23 protein-coding genes are annotated in these 26,306 nt (G+C 47.5%); 4 read left to right on the top strand and 19 right to left on the bottom strand.

The features are described from left to right. Positions 1-244: 244 nt before the first annotated feature. Entirely contained in the window at positions 245-1,609 is a 1,365-nt protein-coding gene (locus CES81_RS01045) for a cytosine permease (protein ID WP_439951262.1), read from the bottom strand. Positions 1,610-1,821: 212 nt separating this feature from the next. Continuing rightward, entirely contained in the window at positions 1,822-2,232 is a 411-nt protein-coding gene (locus CES81_RS01040; RefSeq protein ID WP_225356312.1) for a hypothetical protein, read from the bottom strand. A 198-nt stretch (positions 2,233-2,430) separates the two neighbouring features. On the opposite strand from CES81_RS01040, the gene CES81_RS01035 reads away from it, so the two are divergent. Further along, positions 2,431-3,375: a dihydroorotate oxidase gene (locus CES81_RS01035; protein ID WP_089120332.1), complete on the top strand. Its 945-nt coding sequence runs from the start codon at positions 2,431-2,433 to the stop codon at positions 3,373-3,375. A 225-nt stretch (positions 3,376-3,600) separates the two neighbouring features. Here CES81_RS01035 and CES81_RS01030 read toward each other — a convergent pair whose 3' ends face one another. From CES81_RS01030 to CES81_RS01010, 5 genes are all read right to left on the bottom strand, one after another. Further along, the gene (locus tag CES81_RS01030) at positions 3,601-4,323 is read right to left on the bottom strand and encodes a DUF1003 domain-containing protein (RefSeq protein ID WP_089120331.1); all 723 of its coding nucleotides are present in this window, start codon (positions 4,321-4,323) and stop codon (positions 3,601-3,603) included. Between the two features lie 140 nt (positions 4,324-4,463). Beyond that, positions 4,464-4,655: a hypothetical protein gene (locus CES81_RS01025; protein ID WP_089088861.1), complete on the bottom strand. Its 192-nt coding sequence runs from the start codon at positions 4,653-4,655 to the stop codon at positions 4,464-4,466. A 161-nt stretch (positions 4,656-4,816) separates the two neighbouring features. Continuing rightward, complete coding sequence (locus CES81_RS01020) at positions 4,817-5,698, bottom strand: RluA family pseudouridine synthase (protein ID WP_089120330.1); 882 nt, start codon at positions 5,696-5,698, stop codon at positions 4,817-4,819. A 20-nt stretch (positions 5,699-5,718) separates the two neighbouring features. Then, positions 5,719-7,479, bottom strand: coding sequence for a thiamine pyrophosphate-dependent enzyme (locus CES81_RS01015; RefSeq protein ID WP_089120329.1), 1,761 nt, complete (start codon positions 7,477-7,479; stop codon positions 5,719-5,721). 95 nt (positions 7,480-7,574) lie between these two features. Further along, positions 7,575-8,666, bottom strand: a complete 1,092-nt coding sequence (locus CES81_RS01010; protein WP_089120328.1) for a hypothetical protein — start codon at positions 8,664-8,666, stop codon at positions 7,575-7,577. 85 nt (positions 8,667-8,751) lie between these two features. Between CES81_RS01010 and CES81_RS01005 the strand changes: the two genes are divergently transcribed. Beyond that, positions 8,752-9,066, top strand: coding sequence for a hypothetical protein (locus CES81_RS01005; RefSeq protein WP_089120327.1), 315 nt, complete (start codon positions 8,752-8,754; stop codon positions 9,064-9,066). A 139-nt stretch (positions 9,067-9,205) separates the two neighbouring features. Here CES81_RS01005 and CES81_RS01000 read toward each other — a convergent pair whose 3' ends face one another. The 12 genes from CES81_RS01000 to CES81_RS00945 form a co-directional block, all read right to left on the bottom strand. Further along, a complete protein-coding gene (locus CES81_RS01000; protein WP_089120349.1) occupies positions 9,206-11,740 on the bottom strand; it encodes a M1 family metallopeptidase in 2,535 nt (844 codons plus the stop codon). Between the two features lie 62 nt (positions 11,741-11,802). Beyond that, positions 11,803-12,600 (bottom strand): CPBP family intramembrane glutamic endopeptidase, encoded by a 798-nt coding sequence (locus tag CES81_RS00995; RefSeq protein WP_089120326.1) that lies wholly within the window; start codon positions 12,598-12,600, stop codon positions 11,803-11,805. A gap of 237 nt (positions 12,601-12,837) precedes the next feature. Further along, complete coding sequence (locus tag CES81_RS00990; protein ID WP_089120325.1) at positions 12,838-13,791, bottom strand: serine hydrolase; 954 nt, start codon at positions 13,789-13,791, stop codon at positions 12,838-12,840. A 171-nt stretch (positions 13,792-13,962) separates the two neighbouring features. Then, complete coding sequence (locus CES81_RS00985; protein ID WP_089088872.1) at positions 13,963-15,381, bottom strand: NAD(P)(+) transhydrogenase (Re/Si-specific) subunit beta; 1,419 nt, start codon at positions 15,379-15,381, stop codon at positions 13,963-13,965. Next, complete coding sequence (locus tag CES81_RS00980; protein WP_089088873.1) at positions 15,381-15,692, bottom strand: NAD(P) transhydrogenase subunit alpha part 2; 312 nt, start codon at positions 15,690-15,692, stop codon at positions 15,381-15,383. The genes CES81_RS00985 and CES81_RS00980 overlap by 1 nt, the downstream gene beginning before the upstream one ends. Position 15,693: 1 nt before the next feature. After that, on the bottom strand, positions 15,694-16,917 hold the full coding sequence (locus tag CES81_RS00975) for an NAD(P) transhydrogenase subunit alpha (RefSeq protein WP_089088874.1): 1,224 nt from the start codon (positions 16,915-16,917) through the stop codon (positions 15,694-15,696). 265 nt (positions 16,918-17,182) lie between these two features. Further along, entirely contained in the window at positions 17,183-18,658 is a 1,476-nt protein-coding gene (gene aldA, locus CES81_RS00970; RefSeq protein ID WP_089120324.1) for an aldehyde dehydrogenase, read from the bottom strand. A 56-nt stretch (positions 18,659-18,714) separates the two neighbouring features. After that, positions 18,715-19,836 (bottom strand): NAD(P)-dependent alcohol dehydrogenase, encoded by a 1,122-nt coding sequence (locus tag CES81_RS00965; protein ID WP_089120323.1) that lies wholly within the window; start codon positions 19,834-19,836, stop codon positions 18,715-18,717. Between the two features lie 374 nt (positions 19,837-20,210). Continuing rightward, the gene (locus CES81_RS00960) at positions 20,211-21,551 is read right to left on the bottom strand and encodes an MATE family efflux transporter (RefSeq protein WP_089120322.1); all 1,341 of its coding nucleotides are present in this window, start codon (positions 21,549-21,551) and stop codon (positions 20,211-20,213) included. A gap of 101 nt (positions 21,552-21,652) precedes the next feature. Further along, positions 21,653-22,330 carry a type 1 glutamine amidotransferase gene (locus tag CES81_RS00955; protein WP_089120321.1) on the bottom strand — a complete coding sequence of 226 codons (678 nt, stop codon included), beginning with the start codon at positions 22,328-22,330 and terminating at the stop codon, positions 21,653-21,655. 13 nt (positions 22,331-22,343) lie between these two features. Next, complete coding sequence (locus tag CES81_RS00950; RefSeq protein WP_089088879.1) at positions 22,344-23,102, bottom strand: ABC transporter permease; 759 nt, start codon at positions 23,100-23,102, stop codon at positions 22,344-22,346. Next, complete coding sequence (locus CES81_RS00945; protein ID WP_089120320.1) at positions 23,095-23,751, bottom strand: ABC transporter ATP-binding protein; 657 nt, start codon at positions 23,749-23,751, stop codon at positions 23,095-23,097. Before CES81_RS00945 ends, CES81_RS00950 begins: the two co-directional genes overlap by 8 nt. A 302-nt stretch (positions 23,752-24,053) precedes the next feature. Here CES81_RS00945 and CES81_RS00940 point away from each other — a divergent pair, with 302 nt between their 5' ends. Continuing rightward, positions 24,054-25,100, top strand: a complete 1,047-nt coding sequence (locus CES81_RS00940) for an ornithine cyclodeaminase family protein (protein WP_089120319.1) — start codon at positions 24,054-24,056, stop codon at positions 25,098-25,100. A gap of 12 nt (positions 25,101-25,112) precedes the next feature. Continuing rightward, entirely contained in the window at positions 25,113-26,240 is a 1,128-nt protein-coding gene (locus tag CES81_RS00935) for an aminotransferase (RefSeq protein ID WP_089120318.1), read from the top strand. The last annotated feature ends 66 nt before the right edge of the window (positions 26,241-26,306 follow it).

Raw genomic sequence — 26,306 nt, 5'->3', positions numbered from 1 at the left:
CGGCACTGAGAAAATCAATTTCTTAATTTTCACTTACCCGTCAATCAGATACGATTACTGGCTCAGCTTACACTGAACACTCAAAGCGCATTGTAGCGCCATCCATGGCAAATCTGTCAAGTTTAGCGACTAGCGACGTTTATCAAACTACATTTAAAGACAAAACTTCAAAAGTATTTCCAGTATCGATCAGTCATATCCTACCACTATAGTAAGAATAACATTATCAATCTCTGATGGGAACCTATTCACCCTGCTTTTGTGTGAATTTCATGAGGCAGCCATACAGAACCATGCTAACAACAATCACAATGAAAGTTGCCCCAATCGTGTCCGCAATGATTGCCACGTGTTTTAAACCGATATAGCAGCTTACTGAGACCACCCACACGAAAATGGCGATCCAGTTCACCCCGCCCCGATACCAATACTGACCATGAACCTTAGTAAAATCATCGATGTCATATTGACGGTGACGCAGCCAGAAGTAGTCCGCTAAGAAAATACCGATTTCCGGTCCTAATACCATCCCGATACCGTTTAAAAAGGCTTCAAAAATGGTTAAAAACGATGCTACAAAGATGGGCAGGAAGGTAACGGCGGTTGCCACCAACGTTACCACCCATAAACTGACCCTCAGGCTCAACCGGCGGGTCATATTCGTTAGTGCTGACCCGGCTGACATCAAGTTCACCGCGTTAGCCGTGGTACTGGTTAAAATAATCACGATCATGGCTAAAAAACCGAGCCCCAGCTTGCTGGCAATCGTGCTGGGATCTGAATCGTTGGGATTAAAGTGATTGAGCGTAATGGCAGTTCCAATCGTAGCAATCACCCCAATAAAGGCAAACCAGAATAGTCCCAGGTTGGCGCCGAGGAAAGACGCCTGCGTTGCGTTTTTCTTAACTCCGGTAAACCGGGAAAAGTCACTAGCAGCCGTTACCCATGCCAAGTTAAAGGCTGCTAACACATCGATTGCCGCTCCAGGCGTCATTTTTAAGTTATGCGGCGGCTGCCAGTTCAAGATTTCATGGAAGGACACCGTTTTGAAAACGACAATGGATTCCCAAATCACAAAAATGAAGACCAAGACGATGCCGATCCGTTCGATCAGCTGAACGGAACGTTGTCCCAGGGAAATACTGAGAAGGTGAAAGATACTCATCACAATGATCCCAATAGCAAGCCCCATCGTACCGCCGGGTTTACCATACACTGGCCAGCCGAACAGATCGTGGAACAGATAGCTCATCGAAGTGGCCGCAATAAAAGTATTCACCGCTGCCCAGCCGATAAACTGAATCAAATTGATCACGGATGGTAAAAGACTGCCCCTCAGCCCAAAGGACGCTCTGGTCAGCGTCATGGCGGTGAGACCCGTTTTGTAGCCCATATAACTGGCGGCTGCCAGCAATAAATACGAAATAATACCGGTGACAATCAAAGTCGTCGACGCCGTCAAAAATCCGCAAGCCGCAATCACACCGCCAATATACCACGTGCCGTTATTGGCGTTGGCACCGACCCAGGTTGCAAACATATCCCAGTAGGACATGTGCCGTGCATTCATTGGAATTGCTGGAACCCGTCCTAACCCATTCTTTGACAACTTAACCACTCCCGTCTCGCATTCTGCAGTGTCATTGATCTGGACAACAAAAAAGCACCTCTATGCCCGCAGGTATAGAGGTGTCGTGGTTGATTGCTGTTACCAGCGCCGACCCTTTATTAGCCTCACGGGACTAAATTTAAAAGGTTTCTCAATTTGAATTCAGTATAGATTTACCCGTTGAACTTGTCAACCGGCCTTCTAAAGATACCTTAATCCACAATTTGGTGCCATTCTGCTTCATCGGCACGGGAAATATCGTTTAAGAACTTTAATACCCGTTGTGCCCGCTTTTCCTGCTGAGCAAACAGGCTGTTCAGACCGGCACCGGTCGTTAACGGCTGGCCTAACTTCAGCTGCTTATCCTGCCGGGTGCCTTCCGCAAAAGCGACCACCATTTCGCCGCTATCAATCGTTGTGAACAGGAAAAATAAGCTGTAAGGATCATCGTCTTCCAGATACGCTGGCATAGCCCAGATACCCTCTTGCAACTCCCGTAGTTCCGAGTCTCCAAACTTGTAGTCCCGGTGATTTTGCTGGTTGATCGGTGTCTTTAAAAACAGCATCATCTCAGCAAACTTATCGTCGCCAAGCTTTAAAGCTGGCTTGTCATTTTCACTCACTGATTCTACCTCCCTTAAACATTTACGCTCTATCTTACCAGTTCTGCGGCACAATTACCGTGGAAATGACCGAAACGTCGTAAGTTAATCTAAATGTAATGATTTGAAAGCCCGCGATACCTTGACGCTGACAAATTTATACGGTAAAGTTAACGGCAATTGAATACCAAATAAATTCAGACAGGGAGCTGATTTTTGATGACGAGTTTAGCAACGAGTATTGGCGGCAGAACTTTCGAGAACTGCATGATGAATGCAGCGGGGATTCGCTGCCAAAACAAAAAGGATTTGGATGCACTGGTGGCTTCTAGTGCCGGCGCGTACGTGACAAAGAGTGCCACCCCTCAAAAACGGGCGGGTAACCCCTCACCGCGGATGCACACGTTGAACAAGGGCAGCATTAATTCCATGGGTTTACCCAACAACGGTTTAGATTACTACTTGGATTACGTGATCGACGATCAGCACAAGCGGCCCAAAGCAACCAACTTTCTTTCCGTAGCTGGCACAAGTTTAGCAGACAACTTAGCCATGCTGCACCAGATTCAGGAGTCCGAATTTAACGGGTTCGTGGAGTTAAACCTATCCTGCCCGAACGTTCCTGGCAAGCCTCAGGTCGGCTATGATTTCGACCGGGTCAACGACGTTTTGGACCAAGTCTTTCAGTTTTATACCAAACCGCTGGGAGTCAAATTGCCGCCCTATTTTGATCTGGTTCACTTTGATCAAATCGCGGCCATCTTGAATCAGTACCACCTTACGTTTGTGAACACCATCAACAGTATCGGCAACGCGTTAGTCGTTGACCCCCGTTCGGAACAAGTCGTCATCCGTCCTAAAGGCGGTTTTGGCGGTATCGGCGGCGCCTCTGTCAAACCGACCGCCTTAGCTAACGTGCGCGGTCTGGCACTGCGACTGAAGCCGGCAATCGCTATCGTCGGTACCGGTGGTATTTTAAACGGGGTCGATGTGTTTGAACACATTCTTTGCGGGGCCTCCATGGTCCAAATTGGCACCCAGTTCGGCTACGAAGGGACCAAGCTCTTTGACCGGCTGTCTCAAGAGCTGAAGGACATCATGAACCAAAAGGGCTACACCAACATTGAGCAATTTCGCGGTAAACTAAAAACCTTTGATGACTAATCAATAAAATAACAAGAGTGTGCCACAACTCGGTAGATTCCAGAATTTAACGCAAAAAAGCGTATTCCGTCGAACTTTGTCGGAATACGCTTTTTTGCGTTAAATGGCCGGAATCTGAGTTGTGGCGCAGGTTTAGACTAGATTAAAGTATTGAACAAAAGCAAGCTTTAAATTGTCTTTAAGTCAAGAAACCAAATGAAATTTTTATCAATATAGACTTCTTTCCTACTCCCTATCCTGCCGCAATTCCGCTAGCTCTGAATGAATCTCAGAAAGAATTTCAATCTGCAGTTTTTCAATTTCAAGGGTATGGGGAATCTGATTTTGAGAAAGATGATCCAATTTGGCATGCAGGATACGCAGTTCATGTTCCGATTTCAGGTTAACGTGGAAGTCGTTTTCAGCGGCCATCCGATCACGATCAGCCGAACGGTTTTGACTCATCATGATAATGGGCGCTTGAATCGCTGAAATGCAGCTTAATACCAAGTTAAGTAAGATGAACGGAAACCGGTCAAAACGAACGCCGAACAATTGCAGCCCGTTAACCAGCATCCAGGAAATGAGTACGAACACGAAGATCCCGATAAAGCCCCAGCTACCGCCGAAGCGAGCCACGTTATCCGCTACCCGTTCGCCAAACGTCAGGCTCTTATTGAGGGTTTCGTTAACATCAGTAATTTCGTAGTCGTCGCTTTGCATCGCCCGGGTCAACTTACGATTGATTTTGTGGCTTTGTTTGAGATCAGAGTTGATCATTGCATCCACGTTAGCTAACCGATACTTCAGTAAATGGTGGCCACAGATAAAATCAGTCACCTTTGCTTTGGGATAATCGTGTTTGACCCGCTGCCGAATCGCAGTGGACAGATCAGCGAGGTACACCCCTTCGTCAACTCGGTATTCTTTGCCGTCCACGATGCACTGTACCATTAAGTTTTCGGCCATGGTTCGTCACTCCCCTCCCCAATATTTTAACGCAAAAACACCCACCGCAAAACGACTGTTTTACGATGGGCGCCATTTGGAAATCGTCCGAGTAAGGTATTTCAAATTAATGGCGACAAACAGATGTCTCCAGCAACGGTCTATTCTGTAACTAAGTCCTTGTCCACAAATGGCTTTTTAGCAGCTTTTAAAGACGCTTTCATTTCAGCCATGTGCTTCACAAAGTTCTCATCTTTAAGGTCACAGTCAAACCACGATAATTCAGAAAGGTTCTCGTCCATTTGGGCCAAAATCTTTGCAATCGCCTGCTGTGACTCATCATTAGTTGTCATTAAATTCACTCCTTAGTGGTTTTTATAATAGCCATAATACAGAATTTTTAGGGAATATCAAGCGTTTTACACTTAAAAGTTCACTATGAGATGAATTCTTAAATTGCCACCATTTTCATCATGCATTACTCAGATAATCATGCATTGGCCTACATAATTTTTCAACCGACAGACTTAATTATTTTTAACATATCAGCTGGTAATTCGGTTTCAAAATGACGTGCCTGACCAGTCACTGGGTCTTGATAGTCTAATTGGTATGCGTGCAATGCCTGACGTCTGATCAAGTCTCTGGGGCCGTCATACAGCTCGTCACCAAGCAGCGGGTGCCCAATCGAGCGAAAGTGTGCCCGAATCTGATGCGTCCGTCCGGTGTGCAGTAAAACTTCCACCAAGGTCCAATTGGTACTGTGCTCACGAACCCAGTATTCAGTCTGAGCCGACTTGCCGTCTGGTGCCACAATCTGATCAAAACCATCAGCAGAACGTTTTAACGGCGCATCGATCAAATCATGATTCTGACTTAGCTGACCGCTGACGATGGCTAAGTAGCGCTTCTTTAAACGGTGATCTGCTAACTGCTGATTCAGCCACGAATTTGCTAGCCGGTGTTTAGCAATCAGTACCAAGCCGCTGGTATCGCGATCCAGGCGGGTAATGACGTGCGGTACTAAATTTTGATCACCAGCTGCTGCTAAATGTCCTTTGACCCGGTTGACTAAGGTATCCGTCCGGTTGCTCGGGCCAGGCACTGAAGTTAGTCCAGCCGGTTTTAGGACCACCAGCGTGTTGGCATCTTCACTGACGATCTCCAGCGGTTCTGTACTAACAGGCACTTCGGGATCGGCCGGTTCCACCGGCACCACCAGTGTCACCTTATCAGTTGGCTGCACTTTGACGGCCGGTTTTGCAGTGACACCGTTCACCAGTACCTGTCCGTTGCTCTGGCTTAACTGCGTAAACATCCGGTGGCTGACGCCATGCTGGCCTAAAAACTGCTTTGCTGATAAGCCAGTGTCGTTTACTGTCCACGTAAATTCCATTTAATAGATTCGCTCCAGTCTCAATTATTTGCATTATTTGCTTCAATGCGGTTTAAGATTCGTCTTAATGATGGGTAACGGTCGCCGTCCAAGTGGTTCTTCACCCGAAACTGGCCGATCATCCGGTCAGAATACTTATCCGGATCCAGCTTCATGGTGCTGGTGTCTAACGGCGCCTCATCGGTCACCACGGCATCTAACACGACGGGCCGCTTATCACCGGCTGCCAGGTGCTGCTTGATCGTCTCGACCGCCGCTTTCAAGCTGTCATCATCGGTGACTCGTAGACCAACGGCACCCATGTTTTCGGCAACACCGGCCCAGTTAGCGTTCATAAACTTTAAGGCGTAATCACTTTGACCGGTCTTGGCTTTCTCCTGGCGAATAAACCCGTAACCGCCGTTTTCAAGAACGACGTTGATTACTGGCAGCTGATACTGTACCTGAGTCAGCAGGTCTTGCACCACCATTGAAAAACCGCCGTCACCGGAAACGGTGATCACTCGACGGTTCGGGTAGCTTAATTTAGCAGCGATCCCGGCTGATAACGCATAGCCCATGGCGCCAAACCACGAAGACATGGTCATTTGCTGACCATCGCCAAACGGCAGCATCCGCGTTGACCACACGGTGTTATTACCAATGTCCAGGCCATAAATGGTGTCATCGGTCACTAACTCAGCCACTTTTCGCAGCACAGCTTCGGGTGTCAGCAGCCCATCAGGCCGTGCAGCTACCCGTTCGTTGAGGTAGCCCTGCCAGTTTTTACGCGCAGCGTGACAAGCCTGCAAAAATTGACTTTCTGGTGCATCCTCATTTTCGGCTTTGATCACCTGTGCTAAGTAGGTTTTGGCATCCGCTTGCACCATCTGTGTCGCGGGGAACTGTTCGCCCAAAGCCTGAGCACGGTGATTGATCTGAATCGTTTTAATGTCGCCGGGCATAAACCTCATGAACGGGTAACTGGTCCCCACCATGACGACCAGGTCGGCCATGTGCATCGCTTCAAAAGCCGGTTGCGTCCCGATTGTCCCCTGCGGTCCTAGATTATTCACAAAATTACTGGGCACGTACCCCACGGCTGGTGCGGTAGTGATCACCGGCAGACCGAATTTCTTCGAGAACGCCACCACTTCTGACTGGGCATGACGGATGCCGGTACCTACCAGCATAACTGGTCGTTTAGCCTGTTTGATCAGCGAAATGGTTTCGTTCACTTGTTCATCGGCCCCCGCAAATACTGGTTGGGGCAGTCTGCGAACCGGCAGGGCCTGATAATCAATTGTCACGTTCGCCAAGTCATCCGGAATGATCACCACCGATGGCGACTGCGTTTCATAAGCCGCTTGAATTGCTGCTCGAATCGTTCCCGGAACCTGTTTGGCATCACTGACCTGGCGGTGAAAGGTATCCAGCCCGGCAAACAGTTCATCTTCATCCATATCCTGCAGATAGTGAGTGTTGATCATGCTTGTGGCAACGTTACTAATGATCACGAGCATCGGGGTGTGGTCCATTTTGGCGTCACACAGGCCGTATATCAGATGAATGGCACCCGGCCCTACAGCGGCCAAAGCCACACCAATTTTACCGGTCAGCTTTGATTCCGCTGCAGCTGCCAAGGCGCCCACTTCTTCGTGGCGAACCTGAATGTACTTCACCAGATCCTGTTCGGCTGCAAAACCGTCAATCAGTGAATCAGCAGGAATACCATAAACGTGATCCACGTGCCAATTAGCTAATTCTTTTACCAGTGCTTGAGATGCCTTCATCTTTGCCATCATCGCTGCCTCCTACGTATAAGTTACCCTCATTCTACCATGCTCTTGAGCCAAAATATTTTCTCACCAGGACTTGTAATATAGTGGTCCAGACCTTAGTAGCCGGCGGCAATCAAAGCCTGTAGATCGTTAAACGCATAACTGACTGATTGGTTGGCATCGCCCAGTCCGCCCCAAATCTTTGAACGTCGGTCTTGAATCTGAAACCGCCAAACATGGTTCATCGCCAGCTGATATAAACGCGGATGCTTGGTAACAGCAAAAATACGGGCGGCAATGGCGTAGTTGGCAGCCGATTCTTCCCGGTTGCTCACCGCACCGCTGACCTGATACCGGTTATATAACGTCCTGCTAGTCACCCGGTGGCTCAGCCACTGCAACGATTCAGTGCGTAAATGCTTCACTTCCGCTAGATGCAAGAGTGTTAATAGCGCTTCCGAGGTATTCAGCGGTTGCCGTGAATACTGCTTGCGCGACCAGTCATAGTTGGCAGCATATAGTGGAAACTGTGAACCAAGGTAGCCCTGCTGCACCAGCTGTAGCTGTCGACTATAAGCTTGCTGTGTTTCGAATATCTTCAGTGTCAGCAAATCGTAATAAGCCAGCGAGGTCAATGAACTGACTTGATGAGAATGACTATCATAGAAATCCCGCAACTGACCAGCCCGACCAACCTTTCGTTTTAGATCAGCAAACCGTCGAGCTGCTTTTTCTTGATACCGATCATCATGATTTTGGGCGGCGTATAAGCTTAGAGCACGAATCACCCGTAAATCGTCCAGCGTGGCATTTACCTTAGAACGCCGCTTAGGGGCTAATTGCAGCCGATACATCAGCAAGCTATTCGAATCGAAATTTTTAACCGTTTGACGATATACTGCCCGAAACTGGGCATTTTTACCAGACTGAGCAAGGTAAATCAGCCACAGCCCTGCTGATTCAGAAAGGAGGAAGTCGCTATCACCGCCGGTTTGGTTCTGACTAAGAACACCTGTTGGTTTAATCAGACTAGTTGAAACAAACTTCGCCAGCTGATCGACCCGTTCCTGCTGATAACCATATTTCGTTTTCGGTATTAATGCATCCGTCTGTTGGTTAGCTGTAGAGCCACTTTCCCGTCTGGGCGTGCACCCGGCAATCATTGCAATCAGGAATAGGCCGCATAGCAGCAGCTGAATTCGTTTCATCGTTTTATTTCTCCTGTTTATCTATCGTCACGTTTCGGCTATACTATTAGAAAAGAACATTCGTTCGGAAAGTGATGTGAATTAATTGAATCCCACGGAATTACAAGCGTACCTAGCAGCTAATAGCCAAGTCGAGTCCCTTTTTACGGAGAAGGCCCTGCCCTACCTGAACGACGAAAACTTAAAGCGCGCACCCGCCCGGCGGTACAACAGTGCCATTATTCAACGGCAAGCTGACAAATTGTACAGCGAATTCATTGAACAAATCCACGGTAAAATCAGTCAGCAACTGCGCGGTGAACAGAACCCAGCAGCCTGGAAGCAGTTGATCGAGCAAAATAATTTAGTGGAAGAACTAGAGGATTCCATGGCTGACCTCAGCTTTGGTGCAGAGGAATAGGCCAAATTACTATTAATAGATTACCTTAAATCGGCTTACTTAACGAGTGATAAATTTAAGTCGATACAAATTGATACAAAGAGCCACTAGTGTATTAGTCAAACGACTGAACACACTAGTGGCTCTTTGTATTATCTATTTACTTAACTTCGTTGGCAACTGCTTGATTCACAGCCGTTTTTTCAGCTTCGATCAACGCTACCCGACTTTCGATCACCTTAATATCCATGGTGATTTCACGGGTCAAACCTGGCGTGTTAATTTTCGGTTCAAAGAAGGCTTTGAATTCTGACAGACGGTCAGCAGTCTTGAAGACACCGGTAATGACCGTGATGTACGTGGCAAATTCCATGTCGCCGCCAACCGTGTCTTCCAGCCACTGCCAGTCGTTGCGGATCCAGTCCCAGGCAGCCTGTTCACCGTGAGCATTAACTAGCACGCCACGGAACCAGCCACGAAGATCTTGCGGCTTGATGACATCCGCGTTCTCAAACTGGGCAATGATTTTATCAATCAAGCCGGCATCCGGCGTACTGGTCAAAGCAGCGCGAATACTGCTCTTGTAACTGGCGTCTGCCGTTTGACGATAGTCGGCTAACAGCTGATCAAAAAGCTGCTTGCTACCGTAGTGCTTGACTTCATTGGTCAGTACCAGGCCGCGAACATCTGCGGATAAGGTCGACAGCCGTGATTGGTTAGCCGTAAAAATCTGGTGGGCATCCGCAATGGCATCACTGTTCTGGGCGTATAAAGCCGCGCTCAAAATGGTTGGCCGCGCCAGCTGATCATCGTTGGATTCACCAGCTACCGGCTGCCAGCTAAGCCGCTTGACCTGTGCCGAACTTAACTGATCAAACAGCTGCTGCAACTGCTTTTCGGCGGTTGAATCTGGCAGAACAAACTTCTTCAAGTTGTTGGCCAAACTGTACAGCGCGGTGATGACCACGGCAGCTTTGCTGTCAGCAAACCGTTTCAGCAATGGTACGATGCTGGCGTAGGAAATCTGCTGCCCTTCGGCTAACAGACGCAGATCCTGCATCAACTGCAGCTGAGTAATGGCGTCGAACTGATCCAAGTGGGCCAAAATATCGTTCAGCAAGGTTTCATCATAGTGGACGATAAAGTGTGAGTTATTGCCAACGTTCACGCGGAACGGTTCATTGAGTCGTTTGCGGACATCGTCGTATCTGCCTAATGATAATTCAACATCCTTAAAAATCACTGGTGCTTGTGGATCATTGCTGTTCAGCGGGACCTGCCACAGACGGCTGGCATCCTTGCCATCACCGATAAAGAATTGGTGCTGTTTCAAGGTCAGTTCACCATCGATCACCTGTACGTCGACTACCGGATAGCCAGGCTGTTCCAGCCAGGAGTTCATAATGGCGCCAACATCTAGACCAGAGGCTTCACCCAGTGCTGACCACAAGTCAGCCCCCGTAGCATTACCGTACTGATGTGCTTCAAAGTACTTTCTCAAGCCCTTGCGTAAAACATCATCACCAATGAGTGAACGTACCATCACCAGCATCCGGGCACCCTTAGCGTAAACGATGGCGCTGTCAAACAGCGCGTCAATTTCCGCTGGGTCTTCCACCGACACGTGAACGGATTGAACGCCGTCGGTAGCATCCCGGTTCAAGGCCATGGGTGCTTCACTGTTCTGGAAAGTTTCCCAGATGTGCCAGTCAGGTTCAAGGGCGTCAACCGCCACGTATTCCATCATGTTAGCAAAACTTTCGTTGAGCCACAGATCGTCCCACCACTTCATGGTGACCAGATCCCCGAACCACTGGTGAGCCAGTTCATGGGCAATGACGGTTGCAACTAACTGTTTCATTTCCAATGAGGTATTGTCTGGGTCTAAGAGTAAGTAGGCTTCCCGATAAGTGACCAGGCCCCAGTTTTCCATGGCACCGGCGGAGAAATCAGGCAGCGCCAACTGCCATGAATGCGGCAGCGGGTATGGTGTCTGGTAAAAGCCTTCGTAAAATTCAATCGACCGTTTCGCAATATCCAAGGCAAAGTCCAGCTCGTTAGCCTGATGCGCTTTAGTAGCGAACACGCCAACCGTAACCCCGCTCTTGGTCTTCGTCTGCTTTGTCTGCAGCTCACCAAACGCAAAGGCGATCAGGTACGTGGACATCTTCATGGTGGTATCGAAGTAGTGGACACCGTCTTGCGTACGGACTTCCGGCATGTTGCTGATAACCGTTTCGCCAGGATGCTCGTCAAACTTAATGGCTAAATCAAAGGTCGCTTTTGCTTCGGGCTCGTCAATGCTAGGAAACGCTTGCCGCGCAAAGGTCGTCTCAAATTGGGTGCCAATAATCTGTTTCTTTTCGCCGTTCACTTCGTAGTACGACGGGTAAATTCCCATCATGGAATCGGTCAACGGCGCCGTATAAGTGACCGTCAGCGTGGTCTCGCCGGCCTGCTTCAAGTTGATGCGGATGGCTTCAGCTGGCTGATCAAGTTTAAAATCAACTGCTTGGCCGTCTGCTTCAACAGCGGTGACCTTTAAAAATTTTTGATGCAGTGAAATAGCAGATTGCGAGGCGTTCCCCGTAATCGTGGTTTTACCGGAAATCAGCTTGGTTTCCCGGTTAATATCAAGATATAAGTCATAGTGACTAGGTTGAAAGGTCTCATAAAAATGGTTTGTTTCTGTCATGTTGGCCTCCATTAATAGTTAGAATACCTCCATTATACGACTTTCACTGATCAGCCGGTGGTTTATTGACCCAACTTCAGTACGGGCCGATGGTCGATCAACGTATTGGCCTTCACTAAATACACCAAAGAAATGAGCAGCAGCGGTGTAAAAACAATCACGGCGGCGGCCCAGTTGCCGTTGCCCTGCATCTGAGCGGTAATGGTTGGATCAAAATCAATCAGCGAATGAATCACTAAGCCTACCCAAATACCGTTAGTCGAAATACGGATCGCTGAAAACGCCATGCCAATCACGAAAGCATAGAACACCTGCTGCATGGTTGTCTGAACACTTTGACCATTAAACAAGTGTGACAAGTGAAGGAGGCCGAATACCAAGCTGCTGGATACGGCCGTCCACAATAGCGACTGGTTTTTAGATTGAAAAATGCCAAGGAAAAAGGAAAATAGCAGCCCGCGACACAGTGTCTCTTCAAAAATCCCTGCCGAAAGTGCAATCAGGGCAATATTAAAAAGCTGCGCTGGTTGAAACCCCATCGAAAAAATAACCCCCAGTTTCACCAGTAACAGGCTAATGAAAAAGAACAGGATCAAGGCTAACCACGTCCTAATGGGCCGTTGATAACCGATCGACCCGGGTGAAGTGATCCTGACCTTTTTGAAAAAATAAGCCATCGCAAGGCCTAATACCAGCGCCAGAATCAGCCGTGAAGCCGCGTAAGTCAGTGTTACAATACCGTGATCGGTCATGGTCACGGATTGCCGCAATGAATTGGAAACCCCGAAGAAAATAACTAAACTCCCCACGATAGCAACTAGTTTCCAGCGTTGATCACCGGCAACCTTTAATTTATACATAACTGCCTCCAAGTAAACGAATTACTACTACAATACCACCCGCAGCCGTATCTTAACGAATCGTGTTGATCCCCATTAAAGCCAAGCAGTATACTTCATGCTGCCAGAACACGCTGTGCTTCAACTTAGATTACGGCCCAATAACACCAAAAGGGGTCATCCCGACAAGAACTATCGGAATGATCCCTTTCGGTGTTATATTCGGGAATCGACTGCGTTGTATTACAGCTCTTTTTATCATTGATACAGTTGCTTAACCTTGTTGGTGGTTGCCTGGCCATAAACAATGGTTTGCACATTTTTAGTGATCCTCGCAATCTTGGAAAAACCGCTAAAGCCGGACTGCCCATGGCCGTGCGTCATAATGGCAATGGCATACCGTTCGCCGTTGGGCAGCGTCACAATTCCCGCATCGTTATTGTCAGAATTGATCCAGCCAACTTTATCTGCCGTGGTCGACCCCGCAGCCGCTTGAGCCGCTCCAGCCGGAATACCTGTCCGGTACACCTGGTGATTCATCAAAGAAAGCACCTGGCGGCGATTAGCGGCGTTATCAAATGGGTAGCGTCCCTGATCAAGCTTGCGCATAACGGAAACCAGCGTCGCGGAAGTTGTGCGCGCAGACTGGTAAGCAATAAACGGCTGCGGGTACCACCCCTGTTGCTTAACAAAATTATTCAGGGTTACTAAACCAGTGGTATCCAAATAGCTCTCGGCAAAATCATTTTCGCTATGCAAGATCATTTCCCGAAAGCCGGACGAACTCAAAACACTTTTATCCATAGTGCCGGCATCGATCCGTGCTAAAATGTCAGCCACGATAAACAGCTTATAAGTACTAGCCGACGTATAGGCCTTGTGCGCGTTACGGCTAGACACTGCTAGCCGGCCAGCCTTGTAAAAATCAGCTGTATTGCTTGAACCAGCTGAAGTTGTCGACTTGGCACCGAGATTATAAAACGAAACGCTGACGCTGCCATCCTTACTCACTGAATCAACGTACTTCTGCAGCTGTTGCTTCACCGCTGTTTGCTGGCTGCTGACCTTAGCCTTGGGCGGATCAGCATGCACGGGTGCTTTCAAAAAGCCAACGCCAAGAAAAATGGCAATGACGGCAACCAGAATCATTATTAACGGAAAATATTTTTTAGGGGAACTCGCGTGTCGTTCCACCCTACTTTGCCCGTTCATCGCTGTTCATTCCTTTCGGCGTATTTTACCGTTATTATACACTTTTGTATGACTGATTCACGTTATTTTGTCGTCTGACTGCTTTTGATTACTGATCAAAAAACAGTCTGACCGCACACCAATACTAGGTGGCAATCAGACTGCTTTCAGTTGAAACTGAAACCTAACACTTTATTGATCCAAATATTCCTTGGTAGAAGCAATGATTTCTTGCAGACCCTTCTTAGCATCTGAGAAGAACATGCTGGTCTTATCGTTGGAGAATAAGGCGTTTTGAATACCAGCATAACCTGTACTCATAGAACGCTTAATAACAACGATCGACTTCGATTTATCAACGTCCAGGATAGGCATCCCTGAGATAGCCGTATTTGGCTCACGGGCAGCTGGGTTGGTAACATCGTTAGCACCGATAACTAAGGAAACATCCGTGTTTTCGAACATGGAGTTAGCGTCTTCAAGCTGTTTCATTTGATCATATGGTACGTTGACTTCAGCCAACAGCACGTTCATATGACCAGGCATCCGTCCGGCAACTGGGTGAATAGCATAGTTAACGTTGATCCCATTGTCAGTCAGCAACTTCGCTAATTCGGCCACTTCGTGTTGTGCTTGGGCAGCAGCAAGACCATACCCAGGAACGATCATGACGTTCTTAGCGTAGGCCAGTTGAACCCCAATATCGTCAGCAGAAGTTTCCTTAACGTTAACGGGAACATCGTCAGCAGCACTAGCACCGCCGCTATCACCAGTACCGAAACCACCGGCAATGATGTTAGCCACAGAACGGTTCATAGCAGCAGCCATTTGCAAGGTCAAAATGGTACCAGCAGCACCAACCAAGGCACCGGCAATGATCAAGACTTGGTTATCGATAACGAAACCGGCCATAGCAACCGCTAAACCAGTAAAGGCGTTTAACAGTGAAACCACAACGGGCATATCGGCACCGCCAATAGGGATGGTCATTAAAATACCAAAGATCAAGCTGGCAACGATAGCGGTCACAAGGGTCCAAACGTTTGTTGGAAAACCAACCGTCAAGACGATTGCAGCTAAGATAATAATGACAACGATACCGTTTAACAGTTTAGCCCCTGGGAAAGTAATCGGCTTACCAGAAACTTTACCGGCTAATTTACCAGTCGCAATCAGTGAACCTGAGAAGGTCACACTACCAATGATCAAGTCCAAAATAACGGGCAGTGAGAAGGCAACCGGTAAAGAAACACCGTTTTGCTTGCTCAAATAATCAAAGGTCCCGATTGCGGCAGCGGCACCGCCACCAACGGCGTTAAATAGACTAACCAGTTGCGGCATATCAGTCATTTTAACGGTCCGGGCTCTGTAAACACCGTAGCCGACCCCAAGGATCAGGGCAACCAGCAAGACGAGCCATGCTGACATTGTCGTATCATTCTTTTTCAAAACGATCAAGAAAGTCATGACAACGGCAATGATCATACCGACAAATGATAACCGGTTACCATTACGGGCAGTTTTTGGTGTCCGCATCATGTGCAACCCGATAACGTAGCAGATCGCACTAATTAAATAACACAGAGAAACAAGCGTCATTAATCCTGACATTACTTGTCGCCTCCTTTGTTACCCTTGTCCTTAGGCTTCGAGAACATTTCAAGCATCCGGTCAGTGACCACGTAACCACCGGAAACGTTGATAGCGCCAAGAAAGGCTGCAATAAAGGCGATGACGTAAAAGGTTACCGTATTTGCTTCCAAAGCAACCAAAATCGCACCAACAACAACCACACCGTGAATAGCGTTGGCACCAGACATCATTGGTGTATGCAAGGTTGCGGGAATTTTACTAATAACTTCAAAACCAACTAATAAACTTAATACAAAAATAGCAAGATTCGTATATAATTCCTGACTCATTCTACTCAGCTCCCTTCGACTTAGCTGATTGATCAGCTTTTTCGTCGCTTTCGTCCTTTGCCGGTTCATCCTTTGGCAATGGATCAAGCTTTAGGGCATCACGTAAACGTGCATTAATAATTTCACCATTCGTCGTAGCTGTCAGTCCACTAAAGACATCATCTTTAGGATCAATGGCTAGATTACCATCTTTGTCAACCATGGCATTGATGACGGACTGAACGTTTTTGGCAAATAGCTGTGAAGCTGAGTTAGAAAGCTCACTCGCAAAATTATTACCGCCGATAATGGTGGCTTGATTGGGCGTTGTGACCGTTTCATCCGGCTTACTGCCGGCAATGTTGCCGCCAAGGTCACTAGCGGCTAAGTCAACAAAGACAGTCCCAGGCTTAGCGTTATCAACGCTTTCTTGAGTAACCATCAAAGGCGGCTTATGACCTGGAACTTGGGCAGTGGTGATAATCACATCGTTATCAGCGATGAAGCCTGCCAGTTCTTTTTGCTGAGCGGCCGTTTCTTCAGGCGTCAATGCCCGAGCATAACCACCAGAACCAGCACCGTTGGAAACCGAACTGGTCAAGAAGTTGGCACCCAGGGATTCAACTTCACCCTTAGAAGCTGGCCGAACATCGTAACCGGAAATAATGGCACCGAGACGCTTGGCAGTCCCAATAGCTTGCAAACCGGCAACCCCGGTCCCAAGCACTAACACTTTAGCTGGCTTAACGGTACCAGCGGCAGTGATCATCATTGGGAAATACTTAGAATAGGCATCACTGGCGACCAAGGCAGCTTTATACCCGGCCACACTGGATTGAGAACTCAGCACATCCATTGTTTGGGCCCGACTGATCGTTCTTGGCAGCAGCTCAAACGATAACGCAGTGACTTTCTTATCCGCCAACTGCTGCATCTTTTCTGGCTTGATCAGTGAACTCAGTAACCCTAAAATCACTTGACCGGGCTTCAATGCGTTCAGTGTCTCATCGCTGGGCAAGTTAATGACTGCAACTATATTAGCTTGAGACAGTGCCGTTTTACGATCCACCACTTCCGCGCCGGCTTGTTGATAACTGTCGTCGTTGTAGTAAGAAGCAACGCCAGCACCCTTCTCGATCAGCACTTTCATGCCGGCTTTAATCAGCCGTTTCGTGACGTCTGGATCAATGGCAACCCGTTTTTCATGGGGTTGTTCTTCTTTTAGAGCAGAAACCACAATACTCATCAAAATTACCTCCACTTCATATTTGAAGCGTTCCCTAAAAATTTAATTTCAACCCGTCACTAACCCTGCCCAACAGAAGTTCGTGATTGAAAGCACTTGTCTCGCGCCGAAATTAAACTACTATTTATGCCGTACCTGCAACTTTATCAGACAAGTGACTAGTCCAGTTATAGCATGGTATCGCTTCCACTTATAGCTTAACAGAAAAGGCATCTAGAGACAATCACCCCTAGATGCCTTTTGTGCGTTATTTAACTTAATTCAATTATGCTTTCGTGTTCTCAGGGTGACCCTGCAGGTAAATAACGTGAGTGTTCAAGAATTCATCAATACCGTGACGGCCATCGTCACCACCAATACCGGATTCCTTCCAGCCTGAGTGAGACCCATTCATGGCTTCGAAGTTGAACCGGTTGATGTAAGTTTCGCCATCTTCCAATTCGTTAGCAGCGCGTTGGGCAACATCAATGTCCTTAGTGAAGATCGATGAAGTCAAACCAAAGTCACTGTCGTTAGCCATTTCAATGGCATCATCCAATGTCTTGAAGGTAACAACCGGCAGAACTGGGCCGAAGATTTCGTCTTGAATAATCTCAGAATCCTGCTTAACGTTGGTGATTACCGTTGGTTCGTAGTAGAAACCATTTTCGATTTGAACTTTGTGCCCGCCAGCGGTGATCTTACCACCGGCTTTAACAGCACGGTCAACCATACCGGAGACTTTGTCCAAAGCGGCTTGGTTAATCAGAGGGCCAATGCCGGAATCTTTGTCAGTGATCGGGTTAGCAACCTTGATAGCAGACATCTTGTCACTGAGCTTCTTGATAAACTCATCGGCAACCCCTTCTTGAACGTAGATCCGTTCACAGTTGTTGCACAGTTGGCCATTGTTATCGACACGTGAATCAATAATTGATTGAACGGCCAGATCAATGTCAGCATCATCCATGACGATGGCAGGTGCTTTACCGCCTAATTCCAATGAGACCTTAGCCATATGGGTAGCAGCTGAAGCCATGACACGCTTACCAGAGTCAACCGAACCGGTCAAACTAATGATGCCGACCTTCTTGTTCTTTGATAATTCGTCACCGACAACCGCACCTGGTCCAGTAACGAAGTTAACGACCCCGTTTGGAATACCAACCTTGTCGACGATCTTAGCAAATTCAAGGGCTAAGTTTGGTGTATCTGAACTTGGCTTCATCACGATCGTGTTACCCGTTACCAAAGCCGGACCCATTTTACGCGCAATCAGGAAGAACGGGAAGTTCCATGGGAGGATCCCGGCTGCAACACCGATTGGCTGCTTTTGAATCATAATGTTTTCGTTAGCGTTATCGGATTGAAGGATTTCCCCTTCATAAGTCCGGGCAGCGGAAGCCATGTAATCGAAGTAGTCTGCAGAAAACATGATTTCAGTCGTTGCTAACGAACGAATCTTACCCTGTTCTTCTTGCAGCATGTCAATCAAATGGTCTGCATCCTTACGAACCTCAGTTGCCACATCGTGCAAGTATTGGCCACGTGTTGCGGCTGGGACAAATTTCCATGATTTTTCAGCTTCATAGGCATCATCAATGGCTTCTTGGGTTTCTTCACGGGTGGCGCTTGGCACCGTCGAAATCTCTTCACCAGTTGAAGGGTTGATAACGGTTAAGAGCTTACCCGATTTGGAATCCTTAAACTCACCATTAATATACATTTGATAGTGCTTTAAACCTGTTTTAGTTTCTGACATGACGATTGCTTCCTTTCAAATCTGAAACTGTCTTTGAAACTTTCCAATCAAATGGATTACTTACCTGGTTCGTAGTCTGGATCGATAACCAAAACTGGCTTGATGGTCTTGCCACTGATTGAATCAGCATTGGCTTCGTTGATTTGATCGAACTTGTAGAACTTTTCGGTCTTATCAAAGTCGAACATGCCTTGCTTGTAGAACTTGATCAAACGCGGTACATCGATCTGCGGAACCGCGTCGCCCATGTTAACACCGATCACTTTACGATCACTGGTGCAAAGGTCGTTCCAAGTATCCAGGTCAACGTGGTTAGGGGTAACGGCGATGCAAGCTGAAGTGCCGCCTTGTGCTAAGGCTTGGATGGAATCTTCCATAACGGACTTAACACCGGTCGTATCAACAGCCCAGTCAACACCATGACCATCAGTTAATGACTTGATCTTTTCAACGGCGTTTTCACTCTTACTGTTGATGACGTCGGTAGCGCCCAATTCCTTAGCAAGCTTTAGCCGTGAATCAACGACATCAACGGCAATAACGGTCGTGCAGCCGGAAATCTTACCAGCCATCATCGCTGCTAAGCCAACGGCACCAGTACCGAAGACGGCGATGGTTTGACCTGGACGAGGCTTCAACGTGTTGAAGACGGTCCCACTGCCTGTAACGTAGCCGCAGCCCAAAGGTCCTAATTTACGTAAATCAAGACTCTTATCGACCTTAACAGCGTTGCGTTCACGAACAATGGTAGTCGTAGTAAATGATGATTGGTCAAACATATCAGCGACGTCCTTACCATTTTCAGTAAAGTGGGCACTGCCATCTGGACGAACACCTGACAGGTTATTTGCAGCGTAGTTCAAGCACTGTGTCGGAACACCTCTCAAGCAGTTCACACAATTGCCGCAACCATAAAAGGAAAGAACAACGTGGTCGCCAACCTTGAAGTTTTTAACTTCGGGGCCGACCTTTTCGACGATGCCTGAGCCTTCATGACCAAGGACAATTGGGTAACCAATTTCGGCGTCACCTTTACGAAGCGCTTCATCAGAATGACAAATCCCTGAAGCCACCATATGGATCTGCAAGTCATCTGCTTGCATTGGTGCTAATTCAACATCGTCACGCATTTCAAATGAAGCACCTTTTTTATCAACAACTGCTGCTTTAATACGCATAACTCCATCATCTCCAAATGATTAATTTAAAAATTAAACAAAATAAATTGATGAAAGTTGAGATGAAAAGCAATTAACAAATCACCCTTAAATCATGCAACTATAATTAAAGCGTTATGACATCTTTCACCGTTAAGGATTGCTTGTGAATTACTTCTCATTTGCTTACAAGTCTGTTATAGCTCTTTTTATCCCAAAATTAAAGTGTTTGTACAGATTTTTTTGTTACAGTTCTCTAAGAATATTTTAAGATTGTTATTTTATCACATGATAATTTTTCAAATGAAACTCACTCATTATTTTCACGCTACCAAAAAAGCTGCCGATCAGTTGAGTCTCAACCGTTCAGCAGCTTTTTAAGGTGCTCAATTAATTTACCAGTGTGCAACCACTTTGCCATTTGGACCAAATTCATAGTGGTACAGGCCTAACCCGATCAGCGCCGTAATGATATCAGCAATGGGCTGCGCAACGATCACGCCCTGATACCCCATGAGTGCTGCCATGATAAAAATCACCACCGCAAAAACAACCCCCTGCCGGGAAACTGACATCACGAAGGCTTCCAGGGGCTGATTAACCGACTGAAAAATCGTGGTAAACACCATTGCCGCCCCAATAAAGGGCGTCGTGATCAAAAACCAGCGTAACATGTAACTGGCCGCTTGAACCACGCCGTGATTTTTCATGAATAAGCCGCACAACCCCGGTGCGACTACCATCAGCCCCAGCGCAATCAAAAAAGCAAAGCCAACGTTCACTAGTAGGTCAAATTGAATGATTTTCTTTAGCCGTTCCTTATTTTTAGCACCATAGTTATAGCCAATCAGTGCTTGAGAGCCAAAACAAAAGCCCACCAGCACCATGATCACAATGGTCTCAACCTTAATGGCGATCCCAAAACCAGCAACTTTACCAGCCCCGTAAACAATCAAGAAATTATTCATGAGGGCGGTTCCCAACATGGTCATCAGGTTAGTGACCGAAGCGGGCAAGCCAATCATTAAGACGTCCCTGATCCCCGCTGCTGGAATCTTTTTCTGGTGAAAATGGATTTGCAGATACCGGGCCCGTCTGACGGTATAGCCAATTAAAATCACATCCGTTACGATGTAGCCGACCATGGTTGCTAACGCAGCCCCTGCCGCGCCCAGGTGAAAGCCAAAAATAAACAGCGGGTCTAAAAAGATCTTCAGTACCGTCCCTGAGGCCGAACCAATCATGGATTGTTTCGCCAAACCTTCAGTTCGCAACGTGTTGATCGGCACCAAAGACGTGATGATCAAGACGCTGGACGCCGCCATAATTTCATAGTAAATCACCGCATAGCGATACGTACTGGTATTTGCACCCAGTAGCGACAACGCCTGGCTTTTAAAAACAAACAGTGCGATCGTCACCACCACAGCAAGTAAGCATGCACTGTAAAAACAGAAGCTGTTGATACGGCCCGCTAAAGCAAACTTTCTTTGGCCTAATAATCGTGAAATCACTGAACTGCCGCCTAACCCAAAGATATCGCCTAGCGCGATCATCATGGAAAACAGCGGCGTACACAGCGTAATACCAGCAACTAAATTCGTATTTTGCGTCTGTGCAATAAAAAACGTATCCGTTAAGTTGTAAATCATTGAAACCACCGTACCAAGAACCACCGGCAAAGCTAATGTAAAGTAGGCTTTCGGTATCGGGGCTTTTTCGAAAAGCTCAATAATAGTATCATCCCCCGCTGATATTCATAGGGATTATGATATCACAAAGTCCATTCCGCTTGGCAGTAAAAAACCGTTTGAGACAAGCCTCAAACGGCTTTTTACTAATGGGCATTTGTTAAAAAATCAAAAATCGCATCAATGGCCGCTCTATTTGCAACCGGCACCGCCGTCTTTAAAATCGTTTCGGGCGTCTGGTGCAGGTCGTTATGAGCCATGGCATACTGGCCATCGTTGACCACCATGGTGCGCACATTAAGTGCTTTAGGTTCCAAATGAAATTGCAGGCCAATCACGTTATCCCCCAGGACAAACCCCTGGTTATGAACTAAATCACTAGTAAATAACAACTGAGATTCACGCGGAACTTCGAACATTTCTTCGTGCCAGTGCAGCGCGGTGAGCTGTTCGGGTAGTCCGGGTACCACCGTTGCTTGCCGGTAAACCGGCGCCCAGCCCACTTCCTTATGCGGTGCTTTTAAAACACCATACCCCAGCGTCTTAGCAATCTGCTGCGCACCGTAGCAGGCGCCGAAAATCGGTTTGTGCTGTGCTAATAACTGTTTGATCAGCTGCCGTTCATTTTCAATCCAGTCCAGGTCGTCATTGGGACTCATCGGCCCGCCTAAAATCACTAGTAGATCCGTCTCGGCCGCGGTCGGCAACACCCCGTTAAACTGATAGGGGTGATAAATATAGAGTTCATGGCCGTGAGCTGACGCCCAGTCGGCAATACTGCCCGGCCCCTCACTAGGTGTGTGCTGTAAAACGTTTATTCTCATAAGATACCCCTTCCTATCTCAACTGCATATCGCTATTATAATACTGCGAATAAGCGAGATAACAAGCGATCACGCTGCCAATACTCGTTGCCGCTAATATCATAAAAGTCACCATGATCTGATACATGATGGCTTTGGTGGGGTCAACACCCGCGAAAATCAAACCGGACATCATCCCTGGCAGACTGACGATCCCCACCGTCTTAGCGGAATCAATGGTTGGCGCCATACCGGTGCGAATCGCCATTTGAACAATGTGCTTGGAAGCCTGTTTTAGATTAGCTCCTAGTGCCAGCCGTTCCAAAACGCCCTGACGCTGATCATGAAAACTCGTGTTCATACTGCGGTAAGCCAAACCGATGGCCACCATGGCGTTGCTGGCGATCATCCCGGAGATCGGTACGATTTGACTCGGGGTAAAGCGGACCGCTCGTGCCAATACTAGCAGTGCGATCGTCAGCAAAGTAGCAGTCGCAATTGCTAGCAAGCTGATCCAAAATGCGTGGGGAATACCCTCAGCACGCTTATTAGCGTTAATCGCTGCGTTAAAAATAATAATTGCGACCATTAATCCGGTTAACCAGATCCGGTCGATCCTGATAACGTAAGTCAGCACGTAGCCAACCACCGTCAGCTGGATGACTGCCCGAATCACACCGACGATCATGTCACGTTCCAGACCGATCTTCTCTTTTAAATTGATGGCTAAAGCAATCACGACTAGCACAACAGCGAAAGCCAAAGCAGTTGGACTGACGATTAAATTATTCATGTGCGGGCACCTCGATCTTTCCGTCGCGAATTCTTAACAGGTCATCCGCAGCCGCAATTTCCGTTTCATCATGGGTAACGGACAAAACGGTTACCCCGCTTTCCCGATAAGCCTGAATCAACCGGTGGACCACGCCCTTAGTATCGACGTCGAGTCCAGCTGAAATTTCATCCAGGAGTAATACCTGCGGCTTAAACAGCAAATTTCTCACCAGTGCGACCCGCTGCTTTTCGCCGCCAGATAGTTCAATAATGGGCTGATCCAGCATTTTCGCTGTTAACTCTACGGAATCTAAGGCCGCTAATGCCTTTTGCTCATCAAATGTTTTTTCACGAATTTCAAACGGAAACGCCAGGTTATCCCGTACCGTTTCACCGAACAGGGTCGGCTGCTGGAAGCAATACGAGACCTGCTGACGGTAAACCGGTTTGGGATAAGCCGACTGCTTTTTGCCAGCAAACTTCACGGTCCCAGCCGTCGGTGTCAGCAACGTTGCCAAGATTCTTAAAAAGGTACTTTTACCGGAACCGGAAGGCCCAGCAATCGTTAGATTGGCACCCCTTTCAATTTGCAGGGTAATATCCTGTAAAATTTGCTGCCCCCCGCTTTGATACCCTAATTCTTGAACATCAAAAATTGGTTCTGTCATGTGAATTCCCCCCGATAACTTTTACTGACAATAGTTTAGCGTAGATAGTCTCATTTTACTAGCAACTAGCAGCACCCGACACCGCTTTACTGACGGACCGTCTCAAAATTAAAATTGACTTTCAAATTAGGCCGTGCTAGACTCATTGCAATTAAACAAACTTGGTCGGTATGTCACCGGATATACCAGACTATAAGAATGAAGGTATTCATTATTCTACCCGTAGGTACGGCGCCGTAAAGCGTTACAAGGGTTGAATGATGGATACCTTTTTCTTTAAACAATTCTGAGGAGGTTTTTGCATGCGCGTATTAACCGCAGCTGATTTACAGCAAGTATTAGATTTTCCAAGTGTCGTTAAGGTGGTTGAAGATGCCTACCGTGAAAAGGCAACCGGTGAGGGTACCATTTGGCCGATGATCTACCACGAATTCATTTCTGATCAGGCTGATATGGATATTCGCTCCGGCTACCTCAAATCACAGGGTGTTTATGGTATGAAATTACTGTCTTGGTTCGCTGGTAATGATGCCAAACAATTGCCAGAACTAAACGGTACGGTAAACCTGTATGATGATCAGACCGGCTTACCAAAGGGTATCGTCAACGCGGCTGCTCTGACCGGTTACCGGACGGGTGCTGCCGGTGCCGTGGCCGCGAAAATTTTGGCTAATCCGAATGCTACCAACTTGTTGCTGGTAGGCTCGGGCTCACAGGCGATTTTCCAAGTCATGGCGGAATTAACGGTCTTGCCAAAGTTAAAAACCGTCACCATCGTCAACGTGACTTCACTGGCGCACGCCACCGATTTAGCTCAAACCCTTGTTGAGCAGCTGACCACGCAGTTTCTGCCGGCAATTGATCAAAACAGCGACGATCACCAACGGCTTGCTGCTCAACTCAATCAGCTAGCAGTATCGGCCAGTGATAACCTTGAAGCAGCCACTCAACAGGCTGACGTAATTGTTACCGCGACGCCGTCTACCAAAGCCATGATCAACGCTGACTGGGTCAGGCCTGGCACCCACATCAATACCATGGGTGCTGATATGGCCGGTAAGCAAGAAGTCGATGAACAGTTATTGCGTTCGGCAAACGTGTACGTCGATGACCGGACCCAGGCGGCTGAAGTGGGTGAAGCCCAAACGGCCGTTAAAGCCGGCATCACCACTGCTGACCAGTTACCAGAAATTGGCGAATTACTCGCAAAAACCAACGATAATCAGTGGGATGCTAAATCGGTTACCCTGTTTGACAGCACGGGAATTGCCCTGCAAGATATCGCCTCAGCAAACCTGGCGCTGGAAAATGCCGCTAAATTAAATCTTGGTCAAACCATCACCTTATAGGAGGAATGAATTATGAAAATGAAAACCTTTGGCGTCGAACAATGGATGAACGATTACGAAACCACCGCGACCTATAATTTAGGTGAAACCTGTGTCTCACCCTTATCACTGCATGCTTTATTGGCCTTAACCCAAACTGACGAAAAAGTCTTTACCGAAAAAATGCTGCATACGCGGCTGACCTACGGCGACATCGTGGGTGCCCCTAAATTACGGGCAGGCATCACTCAACTCTACCAAAATTTAGCTCCCAAAAACGTGGTTACCACCCACGGGGCCATTGGCGCTAATAGTCTGGTATTAACCACTTTAGTTGAACCCGGCGATGAAGTGATAGTCGTCACCCCCACTTACCAGCAGCTGCAATCCATTCCGGAAGCAATCGGTGCGACCGTGCGCTTATTAGCCCTGAAACCAGAAAACGACTACTTGCCTGATATTGACCAGTTAAAGGCGCTGGTCAACGACAAGACTAAATTGATCGTACTGAATAACCCCGACAACCCATCAGGTTCATTGATGCCGCAAGAGCACTTGCAACGGATCATTAACGTAGCCAAATCAGTGGACGCTTACATCCTCTGTGATGAAGTCTACCGTCACTTGACGCAAGCCGATGACTATTCACCTTCCATCATTGACCTGTATGACAAGGGAATCTCCACCAGCAGTATGTCTAAGGTCTTCTCACTGGCCGGTTTACGGCTGGGATGGGTCGCTACTCACGACGAAGCCTTCATGCAAACAATTTTGTCACACCGTGATTACAACACCATCAGCTGTGGTGTACTGGATGAAATGGTCGCCGAAGTCGCCCTTGACCATAAGGATGATTTAATCAAACGAAACCGCGGCATCGTGCGGAAAAATTTAGCCATTTTAAGTGACTGGGTCGATTCACAAGACCATATCAGTTGGGTTAAACCGCAAGCGGGCACCACTGCCCTGCTGCATTACGACTTTGACCTGCCTAGCGAACCGTTCTGTGACCAATTATTTAAACAAACTGGCGTACTCTTAGTGCCAGGTGCTGAATTCGACGTGGAACACGCGCTGCGGATCGGCTACGCTTTTGAAAGTCAGGAACTGCAAAACGGCTTGGATAAGCTGAGCAGTTTTATGGAAACACTCAACGCATGAGTAACACAAAAGGGGACCGGACAATTGTCCAGTCCCCTTTTTGCGCTGTGTGATTAAAGCATATCG

Origin of the sequence: Secundilactobacillus pentosiphilus (assembly GCF_002217985.1) — a bacterium.
In the GTDB taxonomy this organism is placed as follows: domain Bacteria; phylum Bacillota; class Bacilli; order Lactobacillales; family Lactobacillaceae; genus Secundilactobacillus; species Secundilactobacillus pentosiphilus.
Note: the sequence above shows the minus strand (reverse complement) of the source record. Positions and strands in the feature narration are given on the sequence as shown.